Raw genomic sequence first — 20,926 nt, 5'->3', positions numbered from 1 at the left:
CACAGATAGGTGCGGTATATTCACAGGCTTTGCCCCGGCAGGGACGTTTTACCAGAGGGATATTTATGCGCGACGAAACCATTGCACTGCATCACGCCTACGAGCCAGATAATCAAAATGCCGTTGCCGTGCCGATCCACCAAACCTCGTCTTACTCGTTTGACAGCGCCCAGCACGCGGCCGACCTGTTCGACCTCAAGGTGGCTGGCAATATCTACAGCCGTATTATGAACCCGACATGCAGTGTGCTTGAGCAGCGTATTGCCGCCCTCGAAGGCGGTGTCGGCGCCCTGGCAATGGCCTCAGGCATGGCAGCAATTACCGCCGCCATCCAAACCATCGCTGAAGCTGGTGATAACTTTATTACCATTAGCGAACTGTACGGCGGCACCTACAACTTATTTGCCCACACCCTGCCTCGCCAGGGCATTGAAGCGCGCTTTGTCGACAAGGACGACTTCGATGGTATGGCGGCGCAAATCGATGCGCGCACCAAGGCCATTTACTGTGAGTCCATCGGCAACCCCTCTGGCAATATCGTTGATATTCGCCGTCTGGCTGATTTAGCTCACGCTCACGGCCTTCCCTTAATTGTCGACAATACCGTGCCGTCACCCTTTGTGTTGAAGCCCATTGAGCATGGTGCCGACATCGTTATCCACGCCGCCACCAAATACATTGGCGGTCATGGCACCAGTATTGGCGGCCTGATTGTCGACTCAGGCAAATTCCCCTGGGCTGAACACGCCGAGCGCTTCTCACTGCTGACGACACCTGATGTGTCGTACCACGGCGTAAATTACGCCAAGGATGTTGGCGAAGCGGCATTCATCACCCGTGCCCGCGTAGTGCCGCTGCGCAATATGGGCGCCGCGATGAGCGCCTTCAATGCCTTTCTGTTTTTACAGGGGCTGGAGACGCTGGCGCTGCGCATGGAACGCATTAATGACAACACGCTAGCCATTGCCCAATTCCTACAGGACCACCCCAAGGTCAACTGGGTTAGCTACGCGGGCCTACCCAACCACCGCGATCACGCGCTGGCCAAGCAGTATATGAAGGGTCAGGCGTCGGGCATCCTCAGCTTCGGCATTGGCGGTGGCCGCGAAGCCGGCGCGCGCTTTTACGATGCCTTGCAACTGATTATCCGGCTGGTAAATATCGGCGATGCCAAGAGCTGTGCGGCTATTCCCGCCTCTACAACTCACCGTCAGCTCAGCGACGAAGAGTTACTAAAAGCCGGTGTTAGTGCCGACATGGTGCGCCTGTCGATTGGTATCGAACACATCGACGACCTGAAGGCCGACTTAAGCCAGGCACTAGAGCACGTGTAGCGTGCTCAAGGCGGCAGCCATTGACACAAATTACAAATACTGTGCAATAATCATCGGCCAGTCATTTTAATAATAAGCAGGGCGCCTACGCGCCCGGCAAACAATGGTGGCCGCCTATGACGTTTCTTCGATGTAGCGCAGCGATTGCTGCGCTCCTTGTCGCCGCTTGCAATAACAGCAGCGATAGCCAAACCCAAAGTGACAATGCGATTGTCGAAACCTTTGTCACAGCGTCTCAGCACACAATAAGTCCCCTGGATATCAACCCCTCGTGCGTCCCCGACAGCGCGTCGAACTCGCCACTGCCTGAGGGGCTGCTGGTATTTAAGCGCGGTGAACAGCCTACCCGGCTCGTGGTGTTTAGCCATGGCATCGGCCACACCGTCCAGGCTAGCTGGCTGCCCCACATGCGGCGCGAATTGCGCCTAGCCCAGCACTATGAAAACAGCCCTGGCGGCGTTGCTTTTGTGGCCACCGACTACCGCGACAACCTGGGCTTTCCCACGCTACGCGGAGCCTACGACACCATTGCCGCCACAGAGTATGCTCTGGAAAAATTCCCCTCCATCGATACGGTATATCTATTTGGCGTGTCGATGGGCGGCGCGGTTTCGGGCACCGCCATCGTCGAATCAGCAGCCATCAGTGACGACGGCAAGGCGCTTTATGACTATTGGATTACCGCAGAGGGCGTCAGCCAACTCGTCGAAACCTACGGCGAGGCAAAAGCCGCCGCAGAAGCTACCGGCAACGCCACCGCCATGGCGGCGGCAGCGGGAATAGAACGCGATACCGGCGGCACCCCGGCAGAGTGCCCACTGGCCTATCAACGTCGCTCCCCCGCCTTACACGCGGCGCAAATGCAACTGGGTGGCGTACAGGCCGCTACGGTTATTCACCCGGTCAACGATGGCTTAGTGCCCCACAACCAGGGCCGCGAGATGGCAGGTGCTTTGACGACGGCGGGCATCGCTACACAGTTTTTCACGGTGGTGGGCATTCCCGAGGGCCAAGACCCCGGCACAACCGGCACAGGCACTCTCGGCGCGGGGGAGGCAGATGGTACGCTCAATTTAGCCGGCCACGGCAGTGAGGCCGATGCCACCCATCCCGTGATGCGCACCGCCTTTGAGCAGTTGCGCAAAATGCTGGACGGACAGTACAACGCTGAAGTGCCCTATTTCGAGTGTATCGTCGACCATCGCGCCCCTGAAGACAGCTGTCAGGTCGATCAATTTTAGTCCGCCCCCATCAGTGAGCAGGCCTCACAGCATCGGTGCGGATGTCGCCATGTGTTTAAGCAGGCGATAGCAGCTTTCACCAGACATTCGATAAGCATTGAAGTCGCTCACCGGCGAGAACTGCCGATAAAGGTCGCGTGTTTTCTGCGTCTCTGCGATGTAGCCCATTTGCCAGGCGCTAAAATCCCGCTCGGCAATTTCACGATAATCCAGCAAAACCGGGTTTGTGTGACGCGAGTCGTTGAGAATACGGTGGTAGATTGCGTTGATATTACTGCGGGAGCCCTCCAGGCACTGGAGGAAATAACGGCTGTTAAAAAACAACACCCCCGTCACATTCAGTGCGGCATTGCGCTCGCGGGCCACACTCAAAATACTTTCAATATCGAGTTGGTCGAAGCCTTCAACAACCTCACTGGTATAGATTAAGCGCGCTAAAAACATCGTGTGTCTCCGCTGTCATCGTCCCCTATGAAGACACAAGCGGTGATGCAGGTTGATACGTAGTTACCGTCACTGCTCGCGATACTGCGAAGGGGTTTGCCCCGACCAGCGCTTAAAAGCCTTTGCAAAGGCGCTCTCATCAGAGAAACCTAACTCCTCGGCGATGCCCGACACCGGCTCGCCACGTTGCAAGCGCTCTTCCGCCATTTTTTGTAACAAGCTGCTGCGCAACAGCTTGAAAGTGACGCCCTCATGCTGGAGCTTACGTACCAAGTGGCGACCACTCATACCCAGTGCTTCGGCCACTCGCTCCTTACCCCACTGAGGCTGCTGGCGAAGCATTCGCTGCACGGCCATGCTGTATTCGCCCCGCTCCATGTCTTGTAGCAGTTTATCGGCCAGCTTTTTCAGCTGATCTCGAATCTCGGTATTTGCCTGGATAAGCGGCGTGGCAACTAAGGCGGGGTCGAAAACTAACGCATCCTCGGGGGCGTCAAACTGCAGCGATGCACTCAGCATGCGTTGATAGTCGGCCATAGGCGCGGCAGCGGCCGAGGTAAACTGTAGACATCGCACCGCAAACTCCCCACCACTCACCCAGCGCGCTAAATTCAGTACGCAGGCCAGCACCGCTTCCACGCGCTGGCGGCGGCAAGTTTGATAGTGGGGCTGATAGATTAACAGGCAGTTGCCACCGGCGTGACGCAGAGCAAAGTCGCCCCCTTCGCCCACAATGGGGTGATATTCCAGTAGCAGGTCGAGTGCCTCGCCGAGGGTTTCGCAGCTCATCAGAAGCATGCCGACAAGGTCCAGGTGGCCAACCTGCAATCCCAGGCCAAGCTGCAAACCGACCAAGGGGTCATCAACGGCATCGCAGTAGGCCTGCCACAACTGATCTTGCACCGCCAAAGGCGTGCGCCCGGTTTCCGGCACACGACGACTCAACGCGGGGGGAAGCTCAATACCCCGGCGCTCGGCGGCCTGCAACAAGCCTTGGGTAAACCGCAATGTGACGGTGGGTTCGGTCATAGTCCTGAATTGGCAGATTGCCGTCCTGAAAAAGCCGTTACGCGCAATAGCTGTTCAATTAAGCTGTATTGCAATAATGATAACAAGAGTATGTGCTATGTACGCATTAATTGGCGCTGGCCCGATGGGCTTGGCGGCTGCCCGGAATTTACAAAAGTACGACATCCCCTTTACCGGATTTGAGCTGCACAGCGATGTTGGCGGCCTGTGGGACATCGACAACCCGCACAGCACTATGTACGACTCGGCCCACTTGATCTCGTCGCGCCACATGACCGAGTTCAAAGAGTTCCCCATGGCAAAAAGCGGTGCACCCTACCCGCATCACAGCGAACTGCGCCAGTATTTCCGAGACTTCGCCCAGCACTTCCGCCTCTACCCTCACTACCGATTTAACACCAAAGTGATTGACGCCAGCCCGCTCGACAATGGCGGCTGGCGGATCGTTAGCGAGCAGCATGGCAAGCGCCATATCGAAGACTTTGACGGCCTGCTAATCGCCAATGGCACCCTGCATCACCCCAACGCGCCAGCACTGCCCGGTGAATATACCGGTGAGCTAATGCACTCCGCAGACTACCGCAATGCCGAGGTCTTTGCCGGCAAGCGGGTATTAATTGTCGGTTGCGGCAACTCCGCCTGCGACATTGCCGTGGATGCCGTGCACCGCGCCAAATCTGTGGACGTATCGGTGCGCCGCGGCTACTACTTTCTTCCCAAGTTTATCGCTGGCCGCCCCACCGATACGCTGGGCGGTCTGATCCCGCTACCGCGGCCAATAAAACAGCGCCTTGACGCATTGATGATTCGCCTTGCGGTGGGCAAACCCTCGGACTACGGCCTGCCCGATCCCGACTACAAAATGTATGAATCACACCCGGTGATCAACTCACAGATGCTGCATCACCTTGGTCATGGCGACATCACGGCCCGTGGCGACATTGCCAACACCAACGGCCTCAGCGTCGAGTTCAGCAATGGCGAATGCGCCGACTACGACCTGATTTTGCAGGCGACCGGTTATCAGCTCCACTACCCATTTATCGACCGCAAGCACCTCAACTGGCAAGACGGCGGTGCGCCCTCACTGTATTTAAATGTGTTCCATCCCGAGCACCGCAATTTGTTTGTGATGGGCATGATTGAAGCAACGGGGCTTGGCTGGGAGGGTCGTAGCGAGCAGGCCGAGATGGTCGCTCTGTATATACGTCAGCAATTAGCCGGCGGCAAAGCCGCCCTGCAATTGGAGCGCGATATCAAACGCCACTGTGGCCAGCGCCTCGATGGCGGCTATCGCTATTTGCAACTAGAGCGCATGGCCTACTACGTGCACAAAGACAGCTATCGGCGCAGCGTGAATCGGCATATTCAACAACTGCAACGAGACCTGCCACAGAGCGACGCCGCGTATGTACGCTGATATTCAAGTCGCGTTCAGCCCCCAGAGCCTGATCCTGCTTAACGGGATTCTAGCGGGCATGATCTTTGGTGTGTCCATGGGCCTGCGCCGTGACGACTTCGTTCGCGTATTGCGGCAACCCCACGCGCCCGCTGCCGGCTTGGTGGCACAGTTTCTTCTGCTGCCAGCGGCGACCTGCCTGGCGACAATCGCCTTCGCCGTGCCCGCAGAATTAGCACTGGGTATGATACTCATCGCCTCCTGCCCCGGCGGGACATTCTCCAATATTATGACCTGGCTGGGCCGCGCCAGTGTGCCCGTCTCGGTCAGCATGACCGCCGTTTCGAGCTTGGCGGCCATCGTGATGACCCCCCTTAATTTTGGCCTTTACGCGCAGCTCAACCCCGCCACCCGGGAGTTGCTGCGCGGCATTTCTCTGGAGCCAATGAATATCTTGCTGCTGGTCGCATTGGTACTAGTGCTGCCCATGCTACTGGGCATGGCCGTTGGCAAACGCCACCCTGAATGGGCCACCCGCGCCGAAAAGCCCATGCGCGCGGTCACCCTGCTGGTGTTTCTGTGCTTTGTCGTGATCGCCTTCTCCCGCAACCAGCAGCTATTTATGGAGTACGCCGACCGCATCTTGCTGCTCGTTGCCCTGCAAAACGCCGGCGCACTGCTGCTTGGCGACTTGGCAGGGCGCGTTATCAAACTTCCCCAGGCCGAGCGCCGCGCCGTCACCATGGAGGTCGGCATACAAAATTCAGCACTCGGCCTGTCGATCATTTTCACGTTTTTCCCCCAGGCGGGCGGCATGATGCTTATCGCAGGCTTCTGGAGCTTCTGGCATTTGGCTGCCGGCCTTTGTTTGGCTTTTTACTGGTCGCGCAGCGCGGAGACTATTCATGCCTAAACGTATTCTCATTACCGGCGCCGGCGGCTATATCGGTCGCCAACTCAGCGAGCGACTCAGGAAAGATTACGCCGTGATTGGCGTGGACATTCGCCCTACTGACGACGCGAATCACATCCAGTGCGATATTCGCGACCCGAAGCTGGCTGACATTCTGAGCGAGCACCAGGTCAGCCACGTTGTGCACCTCGCCTCAGTACTCGAAGCCAGCGGCGACGAGCAGCGCGACTACGATATCGACGTAAACGGCACGCGCAATGTTGTGCATTGTTGCCTGAAGGCCGGTGTACAACACCTCACCGTCACCAGCTCCGGCGCAGCCTATGGCTACCATCCCGACAACCCCAGCTGGATCGATGAAAGCGACCCGCTGCGCGGCAATGACGAATTTGCCTATGCCCGCCACAAGCGTTTGGTTGAAGAGTATTTAGCCGAGCAGCGCCGCGCGCACCCGGAGCTCAAGCAGCTCATTTTGCGCCCAGGCACTGTACTGGGGCGCCAAACCCGCAATCAGATTACCCAGCTGTTTGAGAAGAAACGCCTGTTGGCTATTCGCGGCTCTGACTCGCCCTTTGTCTTTATCTGGGACGAAGACCTGCTCCGGATTGTGGAGAAAGGCATTATTGAATCCCAAGTGGGCATGTTTAATCTCGCCGGTGACGGCGCCCTGCGCATTGATGAAGTGGCAAAGCGTTTAAACAAACCCCTGTTGCGCTTACCTGCGGCGCTGCTTAAAACCGCCCTCGCAGTGGGGCATCGACTCGGCCTAAGCCGCTATCGACCCGAGCAGATTAACTTCTTGCGCTATCGCCCGGTACTGAGTAATCGCCGTTTGAAAGAAGAGTTTGGCTATCAACCGCAGTTGAGTTCAGCGCAAGTATTGGAGCTGTTTATCGACCACGCCCGCGCCCGGGGGCAGCTATGAAGACAGTACTCATTACCGGTGCCGCCAGCGGGCTCGGCTGGGCGATGGCGCAACAGTTTTATCAGCGCGGTGACTGCGTGTGGCTCGTCGACCGCGACGCCGAGGGACTGCAGCAACGCAGCGCAACACTCGGCAACGAGCGTGTGCACACCGTTGTTGCCGACCTTGCCGATGCAGCCGCTATCGACGCTGTCGCTCAGGCCATCACCGCAAGTGGACGCCTGGATATCCTGGTGAATAACGCCGGTATTACCCACCGCTCTCTCGCCGGCCACACTGATCCGGCGGTGTTTAGAAAGGTAATGGCTATCGACTGGCAAGCCCCTGTATCGCTCAGCATGGCCTTACTCCCGCTGCTGCGACGCAGCCGCGGGAGTATCATTAACATTGGCTCAATGGCGGGCTGGATGCCGGTGCTCGGCCGAGCCGCGTATTGCAGCGCTAAATCTGCACTGAGTCAGTTCTTTGAAGTACTACGCGGCGAAGAACAGGACAATGGTGTGCACGTACTGATGGTCTACCCCGCCTTCGTGAACACCAATATCGAACAAAATGCCCTCGGTGCCGATGGCAACGCTGCGCGGCACGCACGCTCCACCCTCGGCGGCATTGGCGAGCCCGAACCGCTGGCCGCAGCAATTTTACAGGCCGCCGAACGGCGCAAACCACACTTGTTTCCCCATCGCGGAATTTGGTTGGCAAGCTTGCTGTGGCGCGTTGCGCCAACAACCTTCCACCGCCTAATGCGGCGCAAATTTGCCGTGGAACTGGAGCAGCATTAATGGACCCTTGGATTCTTCTGGCGATTTTCGTTTTTGTTGCCTACAGCATTGAAGCGATCACCGGCTTTGGCAGCATTGTTATCGCCCTATCACTGGGCGCGTTGTTGCTACCCATTGAGGCCATGCTACCCGTGCTGGTACCGCTGAATATCTGTATGACGGGCTACCTACTGGCCCGCCACCACCAGCACATTCATTGGTCCACCTTACTTAAGCTGATTCTGCCGTTAATGGTTAGTGGCACCTTGGCGGGCTATCTGTTGAGGCCCTGGCTCGGCGATCAGCTTTTGCAATTACTATTTGGCGCCCTGGTCGTCTGGTTTGCCGGTCGCGAGCTGCTGCGCGCCTATCGCGGTCTGAGCAGCCGCCGTCACGGCGCGCTGTGGACACGGGGCTGGATGCTGGGCGCCGGGATTACCCACGGCCTCTACGCCTCTGGCGGCCCGTTACTAGTCTATGCGTTGACGGGCACCCAACTTGATAAAGCGGCTTTTCGCGCCACACTAATCACCGTGTGGTTCAGCTTAAACAGCTTACTCACCGTCGTCTTCGCCATTGATGGAAGCCTCTACCCCGCACTACCCAAGGTCGCCGCAATTGCCCCGGTGTTAGTCGCCGGCGTCGTCGTAGGTGAATATCTCCACCACCGGGTAGACGAGCAACGTTTTCGCAATGTGGTTTACGCCCTGCTGCTTTTTACCGGTAGCTTGCTGATCATTACCGGCTTTTAAGCACACCAGAACACAAAAAAACGATACATAATAAAAACGAGAAAACGCCATGACAACGCACAGCAACAGTAGAACGACCGCCCTAGGCATCCTTGCCTTGGCGCTGCTCAGCCCCAACGCCGAAGCCGAAAACCGCCCCCGCGTTTTAGAGGAGGTGGTCGTCACCGCGCAGAAGAGCCAACAAAGCCTGCAGGACGTTCCAATTTCAATCAGCGCCCTGTCTGGCGACTTTATGCAGGACAACGCCATCGGCGATTTGGTCGCCGTGTCAGCCTACGTACCCAATGTCAGAGTCGAGTTCACCAGCCCGTCCTCACCTCAGGTATTCATTCGCGGCTTTGGCACCAACAGTTTTAACCCCAGCTTCGAGCCTGCGGTAGGGCTGGTTCAGGATGAGGTGTTCTACGGTCGCCCCAGCTACTTCAGCGAGTCAATGTATGACCTTGCACGGGTGGAAGTGCTGCGTGGACCACAGGGCACACTGTTCGGTAAAAATACGATCGCCGGTGTATTCAATGTCAGCAGCCAAACTGTCCCCGCCGAGGAAGGCAGTGAAGGGGAGCTGAGCTACCGCGACGAAGAATACGGCGAACAACGTCTTGAGGCGGGCGTCGGGTATCGCTTTAGCCCCAGTCTGGGACTGCGCTTGTCCGCCATGAAGTGGCAGCGCGACGGCCGCCTGGAAAATACCAAACTCGAGCGAAAAGAGGACGACCGCGACCAAGATGCGCTGCGAGCAAAACTCAATTGGCAACCGAGTGACCGCAGTGAACTGGAGTTTATTGCGCAGCAATCTGTCACCCGCGTTAACTTCTGGCCGCGGCAGTTAATGAAGCTCGACGACGATACTCGGGACTATTTGCAAAACTTCGATCCCGAAATCGAAGATGACCCTTTCAACTTCCAAACCAGCTTTAATGAAGACGGCAAGCTCTACCAGCGCTCAGATAGCCTGGCCATGCGAGGTAGCTATGACTTTGGTGAAGTGGCTGGCTTATCGCGACTGGACACCACCGCTGTCATCGGCCTGTCCTGGTTGGATGTCGAACAACGACAGGATCTGGATGTCTCCCCCGCCGATTTATTGACCTTGGACGAGGTCGACGATTATCGCCAACAAACTTTCGAATGGCGCTTTAGCGGCGCGGCGGACAGCTTATTTGGGCTGGGTGGGAATGTTGAGTTTATCGGCGGCCTGTATTATTTCCAGAGTGACTTTCGCATCATTGCCGACATTATTGCTGGCCAGGATATTGCCTCCTACGTGCTAACCAAAGATGCCCAACAGCTACTAAGTGGCAGTAGTAATGTGCCCGGCAACCCTTTGGCCGGCACCTTGGCCGCCATCCTGCCGCAATTGACCAACCTACTTCAGGAAACCGATTACTACCGTTTTGACTATCGCCAGGACACCGCCGCCACCGCATTGTTTGGCCAGGTGAGCTGGGATATTAGCGAAAAGTGGGTACTTACACCGGGACTGCGCCTGAACCGGGAAACGAAGAAGTCCACCCCCACTGGCCAAGGCGTGTGCAGCAACCCATTGCTGCCCTGTATTACCGCGACCCTCACTGGCGGCCAGGACTACGCCCCCGGTGAAATTGAGCGCACTGAAACCCAGTTATCCCCCAAGCTCACACTCAGCTACTTTTTGAACGACGACATTTCCTTTTTCACCAGCCTCTCCCGCGGCTTCAAAAGTGGTGGCGTTAATGCCATTTCCTTCACTGGCGAGCAGCTGGAGTTCGAGCCGGAAGAGGCACAATCTTTCGAACTGGGCCTGCGTAGCCGCTGGCTCGAAAACAGTCTACAGCTCAATATCACTGCCTACCGCATGGACTTTGACGACCTTCAGGTTCTTGCATTTAACGGTTTACTGTTCGACGTTACCAATGCCGCGGCTGCATTTTCCGAAGGTATCGAGAGCGAGATTCAGTGGCTCACACCATATACCCCGCTCAGCATCAACGCCTCACTGGGCTACCTGCGCGCCCGTTACAAAGAATATGAAAACGGCCCGGCGCCCATTAGCGATGGCATCGGCGCTAAGCAAGACCTCAGCGGTAAACGCCTGGCTTTCGCGCCGGAGTTAACGGCCACAATAAGCCCAACGCTGGAGTATCAGCTGGGCAGCCTTCTGCTGCGTGCCAGCATGAATATTCAGCATCAGGGCGAGCACTACACTGACACCGACCTGGACGACAATACGCGCATTCCCGACACCACAACCGTCGCCGCAAACCTGACACTGCGCAGTGACGAACAAGGCTGGGCGCTGACGGTTGGCGGCAAAAATTTAAGTGACGAGCGCAGCCTCAACCAAGTGATTGATACCGCGATGTTCCCGGGCACCTATAACCCAAGCCAAAACCCCGGCCGGAGCGTATTCGCCAGCATGAGCTACCAGTGGTAGGCAGCGACACTAACCGCTATTGCCAAATCCTATGAGAACGATAGATTTTTAAGATTTAATCTTAGCGATTTGAGCACGTATGATGCCTCCTTAATTTACCCAAGGAAGTAATACCCGTGCTTAACAACAGCGTTAAAAATACCCTCGCGGTCGTCGGCCTGTGCCTTGGCGGCCTTGCTACCAGCGCAACAGCCAACGCCGATGCCGCGCTTCGCGCCCAGGCTCAAGCCTTTTTCAAACCACTGCCCGCGGCAATGCCTGGCAGCGAAAATGACACGCCCGAGCGCATTGCCCTAGGTGAACAGCTCTATTTTGAAACGGCGCTGTCGACCAATGGTAGTCAGTCTTGCAACAGCTGCCACCAAGTAGACAACAACGGTGCCGGTGTCGACAACGAGCCCACCTCGCCAGGCGCGCTCGGCGAACGCGGCGGTCGCAACTCACCCACCTCGTTTAACGCCGGCTTTCACATTGCACAGTTCTGGGACGGCCGCGCCGCCGACCTGAAAGCCCAGGCAAAGGGCCCCATTCTCAACCCGGTAGAAATGGCCATGCCCGATGAAGCAACCGCCGAACAGCGGCTGCGTGACGCGGGTTACGCAACAGCCTTCGCCAAGGCCTTTCCCAATGCTGAGCCCGCGCTGAGCTACGACAATATGGCCGAAGCAATTGCCGCCTTCGAGCGCACGTTGATTACCCGCGACCGTTTTGACGAGTTCTTGGCGGGCGACGACCAAGCACTGAACGCAGCGGAAAAGCAGGGCTTGAAAACCTTCATTAGCACGGGCTGCATCGCCTGCCACAGCGGCGCGACACTGGGCGGCACCATGTACCAAAAAATGGGTGTGGTGAATGCCTATGCCAATACCAGCGACATTGGCCGTCAGGAGGTAACCGGCAAGGCGAGCGACCGCTTTGTGTTTAAGGTGCCAGCGCTGCGCGATATCTCACGCACCGCGCCCTACTTCCACGATGGCGCGGCCAAAACGTTGGACGAAGCGGTAAAACAGATGGCGTGGTTACAACTTGGCCGCTCACTCAGCGACGCTGACACGGCGAGCATTGTCACCTTCCTGAACGCATTGGAAAATACCCGGCCAGTGACCTTAAGTTCAGTTAAATAAGTTCAGCGAAATAAGCGCACAAAAAAACAGCGGCAAGAGCCGCTGTTTTTCCCTCTGCGGATAGGCTATTGCGCAGCGCCCCTTATCAAGCGCTTCTCGCCACGCTCGTGTCCTAAGCGCGCCTGCTCGACAACATAGTGCTTGATCGCGATGGCTTCATCGTTATCAATGAACTCACCTCTCGCGGGCATGCCCATGGAAGCCAACGCACCGTCGCGCACAATGGCAAGCCACGCGTCATCTAGGTCATTGATGCGGTAACGCAAATCGGAAATCAGCCCCGCACTAATGGCATTGCCACCGTGACAGACCGCGCAGTAGAGGTTGAACAGCTCACGTCCTTTCGCAATGTCTTCATCGCTTGCCGCCGCCAATGCGGGCTTTGGCAGGGCTTGCTCAACAACCGGGATGCGCGGCAGTTCGGTATTGGCACCGAGCTTAAAGACCAGCACGCGGCTAATATTGATCATATTCCTCGGGCCAGATACCGCTCCGTAGGGCAGGCCACTGATACCGCCCCAGCCCTGGGCAATGGCAATGTACTGCTCACCATCAAGCTCATAGCTCATCGGTGCAGCCATCAAACCGCCCTGTACATCTTTTTGCCAAAGCAACTTCCCGGTATCGGCCGCGCGGGCGCGAAACTGCCCGTCCAAGTCTCCTTGAAATAGTAAGTTCCCAGCCGTGGACAGCAAGCCGCTGGCCGAGAAGTAGCCGCCCTCAATTCGCCAGGCATCGGTATTGGTGACCGGATCCCTCGCGATCAGCACCGACTGCAGCAGCATTTCACCCATTGCCTTGCGTTGCTCTACCGTCACCTGGTCGGGCACCTCGAGCATTGCTTCAACAGCGTAGTTGGTATTCCAGGTGCCCTTGCGATCCTTCGCGGAAAAGTCGTCTGAATAGATTGCCCCCGAACTCATCGCCGGAATGTACACCAAGCCGGTTTGCGGGCTGAATGACATGGGCTGCCAATTGTGGGCGCCGCTGGGCGCGGGCCTCACCATGCCCGGGAAAGTACCATCGCGCAGGCCCGCGGCTTCCACCGGCCGCCCCGTTTCCATATCCACATGGCTCGCCCAGTTTACGGGCATGTATTTCTCAGCTGACAATAGTTCGCCGCTGCGGCGATCGAGCACATAAAAGAAGCCGTTTTTCGGCGCTTGCATAATGACCTTACGCTCGACGCCATCAATTTCTAACTCGGCGAGAATCATGTGCTGTGTCGCCGTGTAGTCCCAACTGTCGCCGGGGGTCGTTTGGTAGTGCCAGACATACTCTCCAGTGTCGGCTTTCACGGCCACAATTGACGACAGGAATAAATTATCGCCTTTGCCATCACTGCGCGCTTTGCGGTTCCAGCTCGAGCCATTACCCACCCCGATGTAAAGCAGGTTCAGCTCGGGGTCGTAGGCGAAAGAGTCCCAAGCGGTACCGCCGCCCTTGCCATTTTCCCACCACTTACCGTGCCAGGTTTTAGCGATCATTTTCTGGGTGTCGTCTTCAAAACCCTTTGCCGGATTGCCGGGCACCGTATAAAAACGCCAGTCCAGTTCACCGGTCTTTGCGTCAAAGGCACTCACATAACCGCGAACGCCGAGTTCGGCACCGCCGTTACCAATAATGACGCGGCCGTCGACAATACGCGGCGCACCGGTAACGGTGTAGGGGTCTTGCTGGTTTATTCGGGTATCCACCTGCCATTGCAGCTCGCCTGTGTACCTGTCGAGGGCACTCAAGCGGCCATCATAACTGGCGACGTAAACAGCGTTGCCCCAAAGCGCCACCCCGCGGTTAACCCCGTCGCAGCAGCCATTGACGCCGTAGTCCTTGGGAACCTTGGGGTCGAAGTGCCAAAGCAGCGCGCCGTTACGTGCATCAAAGGCGAGTACGTGGCCCCACGACGCCGTTACATATAGCACGCCGTCTGCCATTAGCGGCGTGCTCTCAATGCCGCGACGCGTGGGCAAGTCGGCATACCACGCCAGGCCCAGTTCGCTTACCGTGTCATCGTTGATCTGCTTGAGCGGACTAAAACGCTGCTCGGCATAATCACGTCCGTGGCTCACCCACTCACCGGGCGCGGCAGCAATGATTCGTTCAGCATTAACAGGCTGGCTACCAGCGTTGGCCTTCGTGTCAACGTCGCGGCTACAGCCGCTTAAGGTCATCGCGAGCAGCACAGTACTGCTCAACAGGCGCATTGCAGTCTTCATAGCAATTCCTATTTATTGGTTTTCTGGGAAGCACGGGGAGCAGCTGCGCTCCCCTATTGAGACACTGGCTAAATGACGAGCGATCAGCCCTTGAGTTTTAGCAGCAGGTTGTAGAAGCGCGTGGCGAAATTGCCATAGGGTGGGCGCAGCCACTCCATCGGTGAGAAACCGGGCTGATAGTAGACCGGACGCAGCTTACTGAAGGTGATAAACCCTTCATAGCCGTGATAGTGACCCATGCCACTGCCGCCCACACCACCAAAGGGCAGGTCGTGCTGAGCAAGGTGGAACAGCGCATCGTTAACCGTTACGCCACCCGACATGACCCGCTCAATATACATGTCGGCCAACTCGCGCTTCTTGGTGAAAGGGTAAAACGCCAGCGGGCGGTCATGGGCATTCACGTAGTCGACCACTTCGGACGGGCTGTCGTACTCCAACACCATTAACAGCGGGCCGAAAGTTTCGCGCTGGCGAATGGTCATTTCGGGCGTGGTGTCCAACACCAGGTGCAACGGCAGTTTTCGCGCCTCGATATTCGCGTCTTGGTCGTTCAGGTTGATGACCGTTGCCCCCTTCGAACGCGCATCCTCAAGGGTAGCCTGTAAACGCTGCATTGAGCGGTCGTCGATAATTGAGGTGTAGTCTTGATGATTAATATCAGGGCAGTGCTTGGCAACGTAGCGTTTGGCCTCGTTCACAAAGGCTTCTCGTTGGCTGCTGTGCACGAATACATAGTCGACGTTGGTGCAAATTTGCCCGGCATTGAATTGCTTGATGAACATGATTCGTCCAACGGCTTTTTCAATGGGGTAGTCTGGATCAATCACCGCAGGGGCCTTGCCGCCTAGCTCTAACACCACCGGTGTCAGGTTTTGCGCCGCAGCAGCCATCACCGACTTGCCGGTCTGGCCTGAGCCAGTAAACACGAGCAGGTCGAAGGGGATCTTCGAAAATTCGATGCCGACACCGCCAGTTTCATCAAAAAATTGCAGCTTGTCTTCAGCGAAGTACTTGGCGGTCAACTCGCGAAGCAAGGCGCTCAGTGCGCGCGAGTTCTCGGACATTTTCACCATGGCGCGGTTGCCCGCGGCAAAGGCTTGGGCAATGGGTACAAAGCTGAGATTTACCGGAAAATTCCACGGTACGATGATTCCCACCACGCCCAAGGGCTGGGGAATGACACGGTTGCGGCCGCCGGGAAACATGGTGTGATCAACGTGGCGTTTTTGTACGCGCATCCATTTTTTTAGATGCTTGATCACATCGTTGATGGCATCGGTTACTGCGATGATTTCCGCAAACAAACTCTCGTGACGCGAGCGATTGCCATAATCCTGACAGATCGCATCAATAATCGCTTCGCGGTTGTCGCTAAGCATGCTCTTCAAGCGCTGAAGGTCCTGTTTGCGCTCGCTGTAGTTGGGCACTGGCGCGGCCAAATAGGCCTGGCGCTGTAGGTCGAATGCCTGGTGAAGTGGTGCAGCAATCTCACTGACGGCGGGTTGTATTGCGTTCATAGCCTTCCCCTTGTTTATCGTTTTATCAGGTTTGGCGATCGCACAACGCTTGGCGGCGAGTCTTCACCCTCCAAGTGCGACCGAAATCATCACTTGAGGGCGATGTTACCGCCGAACACACCGCTAGGCGATGTGAAGAGCGGACAGATTCAACCCGCCTAGCGCAATAGCAGCAGCGGCTTTTGGGTCTTGCTGAGCATTTTTGCCGTAAAGCTACCCAACAGCACATCGCGAATGCGGTGGTGGCTGTACGCCCCCATAACGGTGAGATCGATCCCTTCTTTCGCCTGGTAACTGATGAGTGCCTCGTCGATCTTTCCCTGCAGCTGCACACTCTCGTGCGCTATGCCCGCCGCCGTGAGCCGGCGACTGCCATCAGCTAAAATCTCCGCCGCCCGTTTGTCGTCGCCGACGTAAACCAGCTTGCAGGGAATGTCTTTGAAGAGCGGGCTGGCGGCCACCATGTCCAGGGCCTTCTGAGACGCCTCGGTGCCGTTATAGGCAAGCATGACGTTCTTCGGTGCACTAAACGCACTGTTCACCACCAGTACTGGCCGGTGCAAGCCGCGAATAACACTTTCCAAATGCGCACCTAACTGCCCCGCGTGATGCTCCTCTCCGCGCACGCCCATCACCAGCACGCGGATATCTTGCTCGTTCTCAATCAGCGATTCCTGCAGACTGCCGTGGCGCTGCCAGCACTCAACCTGTTCCACGCCATCTGCATGCACCCGTTCTTCGGCTGCCTTGAGCATCAATTTACCCTTCTGCATCAACAGCCTGCTGCGCTCTTGCTCAACCCGGGTGAGCTCTTCCAGCAGCTCTTCCTGACTGCCAAGGCCAATACTGCCGCTTAAATCGGCCACCGCCGCCTGCGGGCGATGTTCAAGATTGTGCAGCAGCTTAACCGGCGCCTGAACGCGGCTGGCGATCCACGCCGCGTAGTCGCACACGGCAGTGCTAAGTGCGGCGCCATCAATGCAGGCCAAGACATAGTTATCCGTCATCAGTGGGCTCCCAGCACTTTTTCAATTTCTTCGGGTTTATCGTGAATACCAAAGCGATCGACAATGGTTGCCGTGGCATCGTTTAAGCCAATCAACTCGACCTCTGCACCTTCTCGGCGGAATTTAATAACCACCTTGTCCAAGGCGGCAACGGCAGAAATATCCCAAAAATGGGCGCGGCTCAGGTCTATGACCACCTTATCAAGGGCTTCCTTAAAGTCAAAGTTTGCCGCGAAGCGATCCGCTGAATTAAAGAACACCTGACCGACGACGCGGTAGTTACGCTGGCCGCCGCCCTCTTTGAGCACGCTGTCCACATACATGAAGTGGCTGACCTTATTGGCAAAGAACAGCGCCGCCAGCAGCACGCCCGTCAGTACCCCGAAGGCCAGATTATGGGTCCATACCACCACCGCCACGGTGGCTAGCATAATGATGTTGGCCGACAGCGGGTTCGTCTTCAGGCCCTTGATGGAGGACCAGTTAAAGGTGCCGATCGACACCATAATCATTACCGCCACCAGCGCTGCCATCGGAATACGCGACACCCAATCGCTGAGGAAAACCACCATTGTCAGCAACATCGCCCCGGCAAAGAAGGTCGACAAACGGCCTCGGCCACCCGACTTAACATTGATAACCGACTGACCGATCATGGCACAGCCCGCCATACCACCGAGCAAGCCCGAGAAAATATTGGCAATACCCTGGCCTTTACACTCGCGGTTCTTATCGCTGCCCGTGTCGGTGAGGTCGTCGACGATCGTTGCCGTCATCAGCGACTCCAGCAAACCCACTACTGCCAACGCGGCCGAGTAAGGAAAGATGATCTGCAGTGTTTCCCAGTTCAGCGGCACGTCTGGCCACAGGAACATAGGCAGCGTGTCGGGCAGCTCACCCATGTCGCCTACCGTGCGAATATCCAAGCCTGCCATCAGGCTAAATGCAGTGAGCGTCAGGATACATACCAATGGCGACGGAATAACCTTGCCCACTTTAGGCAGTAGCGGGAACAGGTAAATTATCGCCAGACCCGCCGCCGTCATAGCGTAGACATGCCACGTTACGTTAGTGAGTTCGGGCAACTGCGCCATAAAGATCAAAATGGCCAGGGCATTCACAAAGCCGGTGACCACCGAGCGCGACACGAAGCTCATCAGCTGCCCCAGCTTTAGGTAGCCTGCAATGATCTGCAATACCCCGCAAAGCAAGGTCGCGGCTAGCAAATACTGCAAGCCATGCTCCTTAACGAGGGTAACCATCAGCAGCGCCATCGCCCCCGTGGCCGCCGAGATCATCCCCGGGCGGCCGCCGACGATGGCAATGACCACCGCGATACAAAACGACGCATACAGGCCGATTTTGGGGTCTACACCCGCGATGATGGAAAAAGCGATCGCTTCGGGAATCAGCGCCAGCGCAACCACTAAACCAGCGAGGATATCGGCGCGGATATTGCCGAGCCAGTCTTCTTTTTTAGACAGTAGTAACATGAAAAACTCGATTTCTTTGGGGGTAATTTCAGAGCTGTCAACACAACGGCCGCAGCGAGCCGAAGAGGCATCAAGCCAGCTCCGGCGAGGAATTTTCGGCCATTATACAGAGATTGACCGGGGGCTTCCTCCGGTCATTGTGGGGAAATGTCGTATTAGCGTATCTAACCATGGAAGATGTTAACATGTTAGATTTATATATTTTGGAACCTCACTAATGTACGACTACCTCATCGTCGGCAGCGGCCTTTACGGTGCTACCTGCGCCTACGAGCTGAAGAAACGCGGCAAAAAAGTCCTCGTAATAGAAAAACGCGAACACATTGGCGGCAACATCTACACAGAGAAAATGCACGGTATTCAAGTTCATCGATACGGCGCCCACATTTTTCACACGAATAGCAAAGAGCTCTGGGATTACATCAATCAATTTGCTGACTTCAACCGCTATACAAACTCTCCAACCGCCAACTATCGAGGAAAAATTTACAACTTGCCTTTCAACATGAACACCTTCTATCAACTGTGGGGCACCAGCACTCCACAGCAGGCGATGGCGAAAATCACCGAACAACGCGCAGAAATCGGCGACCGCAAACCAAAAAATTTAGAAGAGCAGGCTATTAGCCTTGTCGGCCGCGACATATACGAAATACTCATTAAAGGTTACACCGAAAAGCAGTGGGGGCGACCTGCCTCGGAATTACCCGCATTTATAATAAAACGACTACCGGTCCGCTTTACCTATGACAACAACTACTTTAATGATCGCTTTCAAGGCATACCAATTGGCGGCTACACTCAAATAGTTGAAAAGATGCTTGACGGCATTGAGGTGCGATTGAATACAGACTATTTTGCCGAACGCTCCGATCACAATGCTCTTGCGAAAAAGGTGATTTATAGCGGCGCAATAGACCGCTACTTTGACTATCGATACGGCAAGCTGGAATACCGCAGCTTACGCTTCGAAAACGAAGTTGTTGATACGCCGAATATACAAGGTAATGCGGTGGTCAATTACACCGATAAGGAGGTGCCGTACACAAGGATAATTGAACACAAGCACTTTGACCCCGTAGAAAGTTCCCGTTCAGTCATTACACGAGAATACCCCGTAGAATGGCAAGATGGCATGGAGCCATATTACCCAGTGAACAACGAACAGAACAATGCTCTATACCGTCGATATCGAGAACTAAGTAAAGCGGAGGAAAAAGTGTTTTTCGGCGGCCGCCTAGCCGAATATCGCTACTACGATATGCACCAAGTTATAGCCTCCGCTCTGAAAGATCTACAATCTATGCTATGAACGTCAAATGCATTCTAACAGACGCTTAGCGTCTTCACGAAAGCGCTCCTGCTCGCCGCGGATCATTGTACGGTACGCTTCGAAACACTCCCTGAGCGTATTGTAATCATTAAGGCAATGACGCACTTTCTCGACAACCCGAGGCAGCTCTGAGGAAACTCGCTCAAATTTAAACTCTTCCGGTATAGGAACATCCTCTGCATACTTAGCAGAACCGTTTTTCCCCGTAATGATGCAGGCTCCAGAAATACAGGCCTCTCGAGGAATTCGGTCCTTGCCCGGGTGCTCACCAAAGTCGATATAAAGTTTCGCCGTTTGCAGCAGCTCCACCACTTCGATTCGGCTCATATTTTCAATAGCAATAAATTCAACATCAGGCATCAACGACATTAACTCACGAGTATAAAACAAACCCTTTTTCGGGTTGTATACTACAATATCACGTTTTTCTCGATCAGCAGCGGCAGCACTGTCACGAATAAAGTCGGCATTAAGATAGTCACTAAGATAGCCAATCTGTTTGTCGGGGATATTCTTGGACAGCAGGTGCTCACGTGCATACTGCGACTGCACCAGATGAAAAATGTCATTTACCCCCTTTCGACCGAAAAAAAAATGGCGCTGGAGCTTTTTCGACTTACCCAGTAATTTAACAAAACGTCGTATTGGGTTTGCTAAAGCTTTATGGTCAGCGACCGAAAAGCCTAGCACCGTATAGTAAAAGTCTATACTCATCCACCAAATAGATTTTTTTATAAACAAATAATCACTGAGCAGGTTAGTTTTCGTTTCCGGCACAACCAATAAATTTTCTGGTGAGTCTACTATATTATCTGCACAGGGGTTGTTGTAGACCCTAAAATCCTTGTATACCGGATCAACCCCTGGCTCACGATGATAATAATATATCTGAGCATTAGCGCCCAACGTGCGCAAAACATGCACCAACTGCTGAGCAAGCTCGGGACCACCTGACGGGGCTCCAGCTGGCGCAGCAACATAGATCGTCTTATAACCTGAAGATTTTAATAATTCGGACAAGA

At 55.7% G+C, this 20,926-nt stretch carries 17 protein-coding genes; 10 read left to right on the top strand and 7 right to left on the bottom strand.

What is annotated here, in order from left to right; all coding sequences use genetic code 11:
* Window positions 1–65: 65 nt before the first annotated feature.
* Together HNR64_RS02925 and HNR64_RS02920 are read left to right on the top strand one after the other, a co-directional pair.
* A complete protein-coding gene (locus tag HNR64_RS02925) occupies window positions 66–1,334 on the top strand; it encodes an O-acetylhomoserine aminocarboxypropyltransferase/cysteine synthase family protein (protein WP_204995084.1) in 1,269 nt (422 codons plus the stop codon).
* 116 nt (window positions 1,335–1,450) lie between these two features.
* Window positions 1,451–2,575, top strand: a complete 1,125-nt coding sequence (locus HNR64_RS02920) for an alpha/beta hydrolase family protein (RefSeq protein WP_204995083.1) — start codon at window positions 1,451–1,453, stop codon at window positions 2,573–2,575.
* Between the two features lie 24 nt (window positions 2,576–2,599).
* Here HNR64_RS02920 and HNR64_RS02915 read toward each other — a convergent pair whose 3' ends face one another.
* Entirely contained in the window at window positions 2,600–3,019 is a 420-nt protein-coding gene (locus HNR64_RS02915; protein ID WP_204995082.1) for a BLUF domain-containing protein, read from the bottom strand.
* A 69-nt stretch (window positions 3,020–3,088) separates the two neighbouring features.
* Window positions 3,089–4,048, bottom strand: coding sequence for an AraC family transcriptional regulator (locus HNR64_RS02910; protein WP_204995081.1), 960 nt, complete (start codon window positions 4,046–4,048; stop codon window positions 3,089–3,091).
* A gap of 97 nt (window positions 4,049–4,145) precedes the next feature.
* Between HNR64_RS02910 and HNR64_RS02905 the strand changes: the two genes are divergently transcribed.
* The 7 genes from HNR64_RS02905 to HNR64_RS02875 all read left to right on the top strand — a co-directional run bounded on the left by HNR64_RS02905 (window position 4,146) and on the right by HNR64_RS02875 (window position 12,335).
* Complete coding sequence (locus tag HNR64_RS02905; protein ID WP_239547561.1) at window positions 4,146–5,468, top strand: flavin-containing monooxygenase; 1,323 nt, start codon at window positions 4,146–4,148, stop codon at window positions 5,466–5,468.
* On the top strand, window positions 5,458–6,360 hold the full coding sequence (locus HNR64_RS02900; protein ID WP_204995079.1) for a bile acid:sodium symporter family protein: 903 nt from the start codon (window positions 5,458–5,460) through the stop codon (window positions 6,358–6,360). Before HNR64_RS02905 ends, HNR64_RS02900 begins: the two co-directional genes overlap by 11 nt.
* Window positions 6,353–7,285, top strand: coding sequence for an SDR family oxidoreductase (locus tag HNR64_RS02895; protein WP_204995078.1), 933 nt, complete (start codon window positions 6,353–6,355; stop codon window positions 7,283–7,285). The genes HNR64_RS02900 and HNR64_RS02895 overlap by 8 nt, the downstream gene beginning before the upstream one ends.
* Window positions 7,282–8,067 carry an SDR family NAD(P)-dependent oxidoreductase gene (locus HNR64_RS02890; RefSeq protein ID WP_204995077.1) on the top strand — a complete coding sequence of 262 codons (786 nt, stop codon included), beginning with the start codon at window positions 7,282–7,284 and terminating at the stop codon, window positions 8,065–8,067. The genes HNR64_RS02895 and HNR64_RS02890 overlap by 4 nt, the downstream gene beginning before the upstream one ends.
* A complete protein-coding gene (locus tag HNR64_RS02885; RefSeq protein WP_204995076.1) occupies window positions 8,067–8,798 on the top strand; it encodes a sulfite exporter TauE/SafE family protein in 732 nt (243 codons plus the stop codon). The genes HNR64_RS02890 and HNR64_RS02885 overlap by 1 nt, the downstream gene beginning before the upstream one ends.
* 49 nt (window positions 8,799–8,847) lie before the next feature.
* Window positions 8,848–11,211: a TonB-dependent receptor gene (locus tag HNR64_RS02880; RefSeq protein ID WP_204995075.1), complete on the top strand. Its 2,364-nt coding sequence runs from the start codon at window positions 8,848–8,850 to the stop codon at window positions 11,209–11,211.
* 116 nt (window positions 11,212–11,327) lie between these two features.
* Window positions 11,328–12,335, top strand: a complete 1,008-nt coding sequence (locus HNR64_RS02875; protein WP_338061806.1) for a cytochrome-c peroxidase — start codon at window positions 11,328–11,330, stop codon at window positions 12,333–12,335.
* A gap of 65 nt (window positions 12,336–12,400) precedes the next feature.
* Here the strand turns inward: HNR64_RS02875 and HNR64_RS02870 are convergent, their stop codons facing one another.
* The 4 genes from HNR64_RS02870 to HNR64_RS02855 form a co-directional block, all read right to left on the bottom strand.
* Window positions 12,401–14,551 carry a PQQ-dependent dehydrogenase, methanol/ethanol family gene (locus HNR64_RS02870; RefSeq protein WP_204995074.1) on the bottom strand — a complete coding sequence of 717 codons (2,151 nt, stop codon included), beginning with the start codon at window positions 14,549–14,551 and terminating at the stop codon, window positions 12,401–12,403.
* Between the two features lie 83 nt (window positions 14,552–14,634).
* Window positions 14,635–16,071, bottom strand: a complete 1,437-nt coding sequence (locus tag HNR64_RS02865; protein WP_204995073.1) for a coniferyl aldehyde dehydrogenase — start codon at window positions 16,069–16,071, stop codon at window positions 14,635–14,637.
* Window positions 16,072–16,229: 158 nt separating this feature from the next.
* Window positions 16,230–17,078, bottom strand: coding sequence for a universal stress protein (locus HNR64_RS02860; RefSeq protein ID WP_204995072.1), 849 nt, complete (start codon window positions 17,076–17,078; stop codon window positions 16,230–16,232).
* The gene (locus HNR64_RS02855; RefSeq protein WP_204995071.1) at window positions 17,078–18,571 is read right to left on the bottom strand and encodes a SulP family inorganic anion transporter; all 1,494 of its coding nucleotides are present in this window, start codon (window positions 18,569–18,571) and stop codon (window positions 17,078–17,080) included. The genes HNR64_RS02860 and HNR64_RS02855 overlap by 1 nt, the downstream gene beginning before the upstream one ends.
* 217 nt (window positions 18,572–18,788) lie before the next feature.
* Here HNR64_RS02855 and glf point away from each other — a divergent pair, with 217 nt between their 5' ends.
* Window positions 18,789–19,883: a UDP-galactopyranose mutase gene (gene glf, locus HNR64_RS02850; RefSeq protein WP_204995070.1), complete on the top strand. Its 1,095-nt coding sequence runs from the start codon at window positions 18,789–18,791 to the stop codon at window positions 19,881–19,883.
* A gap of 3 nt (window positions 19,884–19,886) precedes the next feature.
* Here glf and HNR64_RS02845 read toward each other — a convergent pair whose 3' ends face one another.
* Window positions 19,887–20,924: a hypothetical protein gene (locus HNR64_RS02845; protein ID WP_204995069.1), complete on the bottom strand. Its 1,038-nt coding sequence runs from the start codon at window positions 20,922–20,924 to the stop codon at window positions 19,887–19,889.
* Between the last annotated feature and the right edge of the window lie 2 nt (window positions 20,925–20,926).

It is taken from the genome of Spongiibacter marinus, from assembly GCF_016906995.1.
GTDB lineage: Bacteria > Pseudomonadota > Gammaproteobacteria > Pseudomonadales > Spongiibacteraceae > Spongiibacter > Spongiibacter marinus.
This window is presented reverse-complemented; position numbering and strand designations above follow the sequence as displayed.

Coding starts and splice junctions, on each gene's coding strand:
- glf (WP_204995070.1), top strand. CDS start 18,789: ATGTACGACTACCTCATCGTCGGCAGCGGCCTTTACGGTGCTACCTGC.
- HNR64_RS02860 (WP_204995072.1), bottom strand. CDS start 17,078: ATGACGGATAACTATGTCTTGGCCTGCATTGATGGCGCCGCACTTAGC.
- HNR64_RS02855 (WP_204995071.1), bottom strand. CDS start 18,571: ATGTTACTACTGTCTAAAAAAGAAGACTGGCTCGGCAATATCCGCGCC.
- HNR64_RS02870 (WP_204995074.1), bottom strand. CDS start 14,551: ATGAAGACTGCAATGCGCCTGTTGAGCAGTACTGTGCTGCTCGCGATG.
- HNR64_RS02895 (WP_204995078.1), top strand. CDS start 6,353: ATGCCTAAACGTATTCTCATTACCGGCGCCGGCGGCTATATCGGTCGC.
- HNR64_RS02915 (WP_204995082.1), bottom strand. CDS start 3,019: ATGTTTTTAGCGCGCTTAATCTATACCAGTGAGGTTGTTGAAGGCTTC.
- HNR64_RS02890 (WP_204995077.1), top strand. CDS start 7,282: ATGAAGACAGTACTCATTACCGGTGCCGCCAGCGGGCTCGGCTGGGCG.
- HNR64_RS02880 (WP_204995075.1), top strand. CDS start 8,848: ATGACAACGCACAGCAACAGTAGAACGACCGCCCTAGGCATCCTTGCC.
- HNR64_RS02910 (WP_204995081.1), bottom strand. CDS start 4,048: ATGACCGAACCCACCGTCACATTGCGGTTTACCCAAGGCTTGTTGCAG.
- HNR64_RS02925 (WP_204995084.1), top strand. CDS start 66: ATGCGCGACGAAACCATTGCACTGCATCACGCCTACGAGCCAGATAAT.
- HNR64_RS02905 (WP_239547561.1), top strand. CDS start 4,146: ATGTACGCATTAATTGGCGCTGGCCCGATGGGCTTGGCGGCTGCCCGG.
- HNR64_RS02900 (WP_204995079.1), top strand. CDS start 5,458: ATGTACGCTGATATTCAAGTCGCGTTCAGCCCCCAGAGCCTGATCCTG.
- HNR64_RS02885 (WP_204995076.1), top strand. CDS start 8,067: ATGGACCCTTGGATTCTTCTGGCGATTTTCGTTTTTGTTGCCTACAGC.
- HNR64_RS02865 (WP_204995073.1), bottom strand. CDS start 16,071: ATGAACGCAATACAACCCGCCGTCAGTGAGATTGCTGCACCACTTCAC.
- HNR64_RS02920 (WP_204995083.1), top strand. CDS start 1,451: ATGACGTTTCTTCGATGTAGCGCAGCGATTGCTGCGCTCCTTGTCGCC.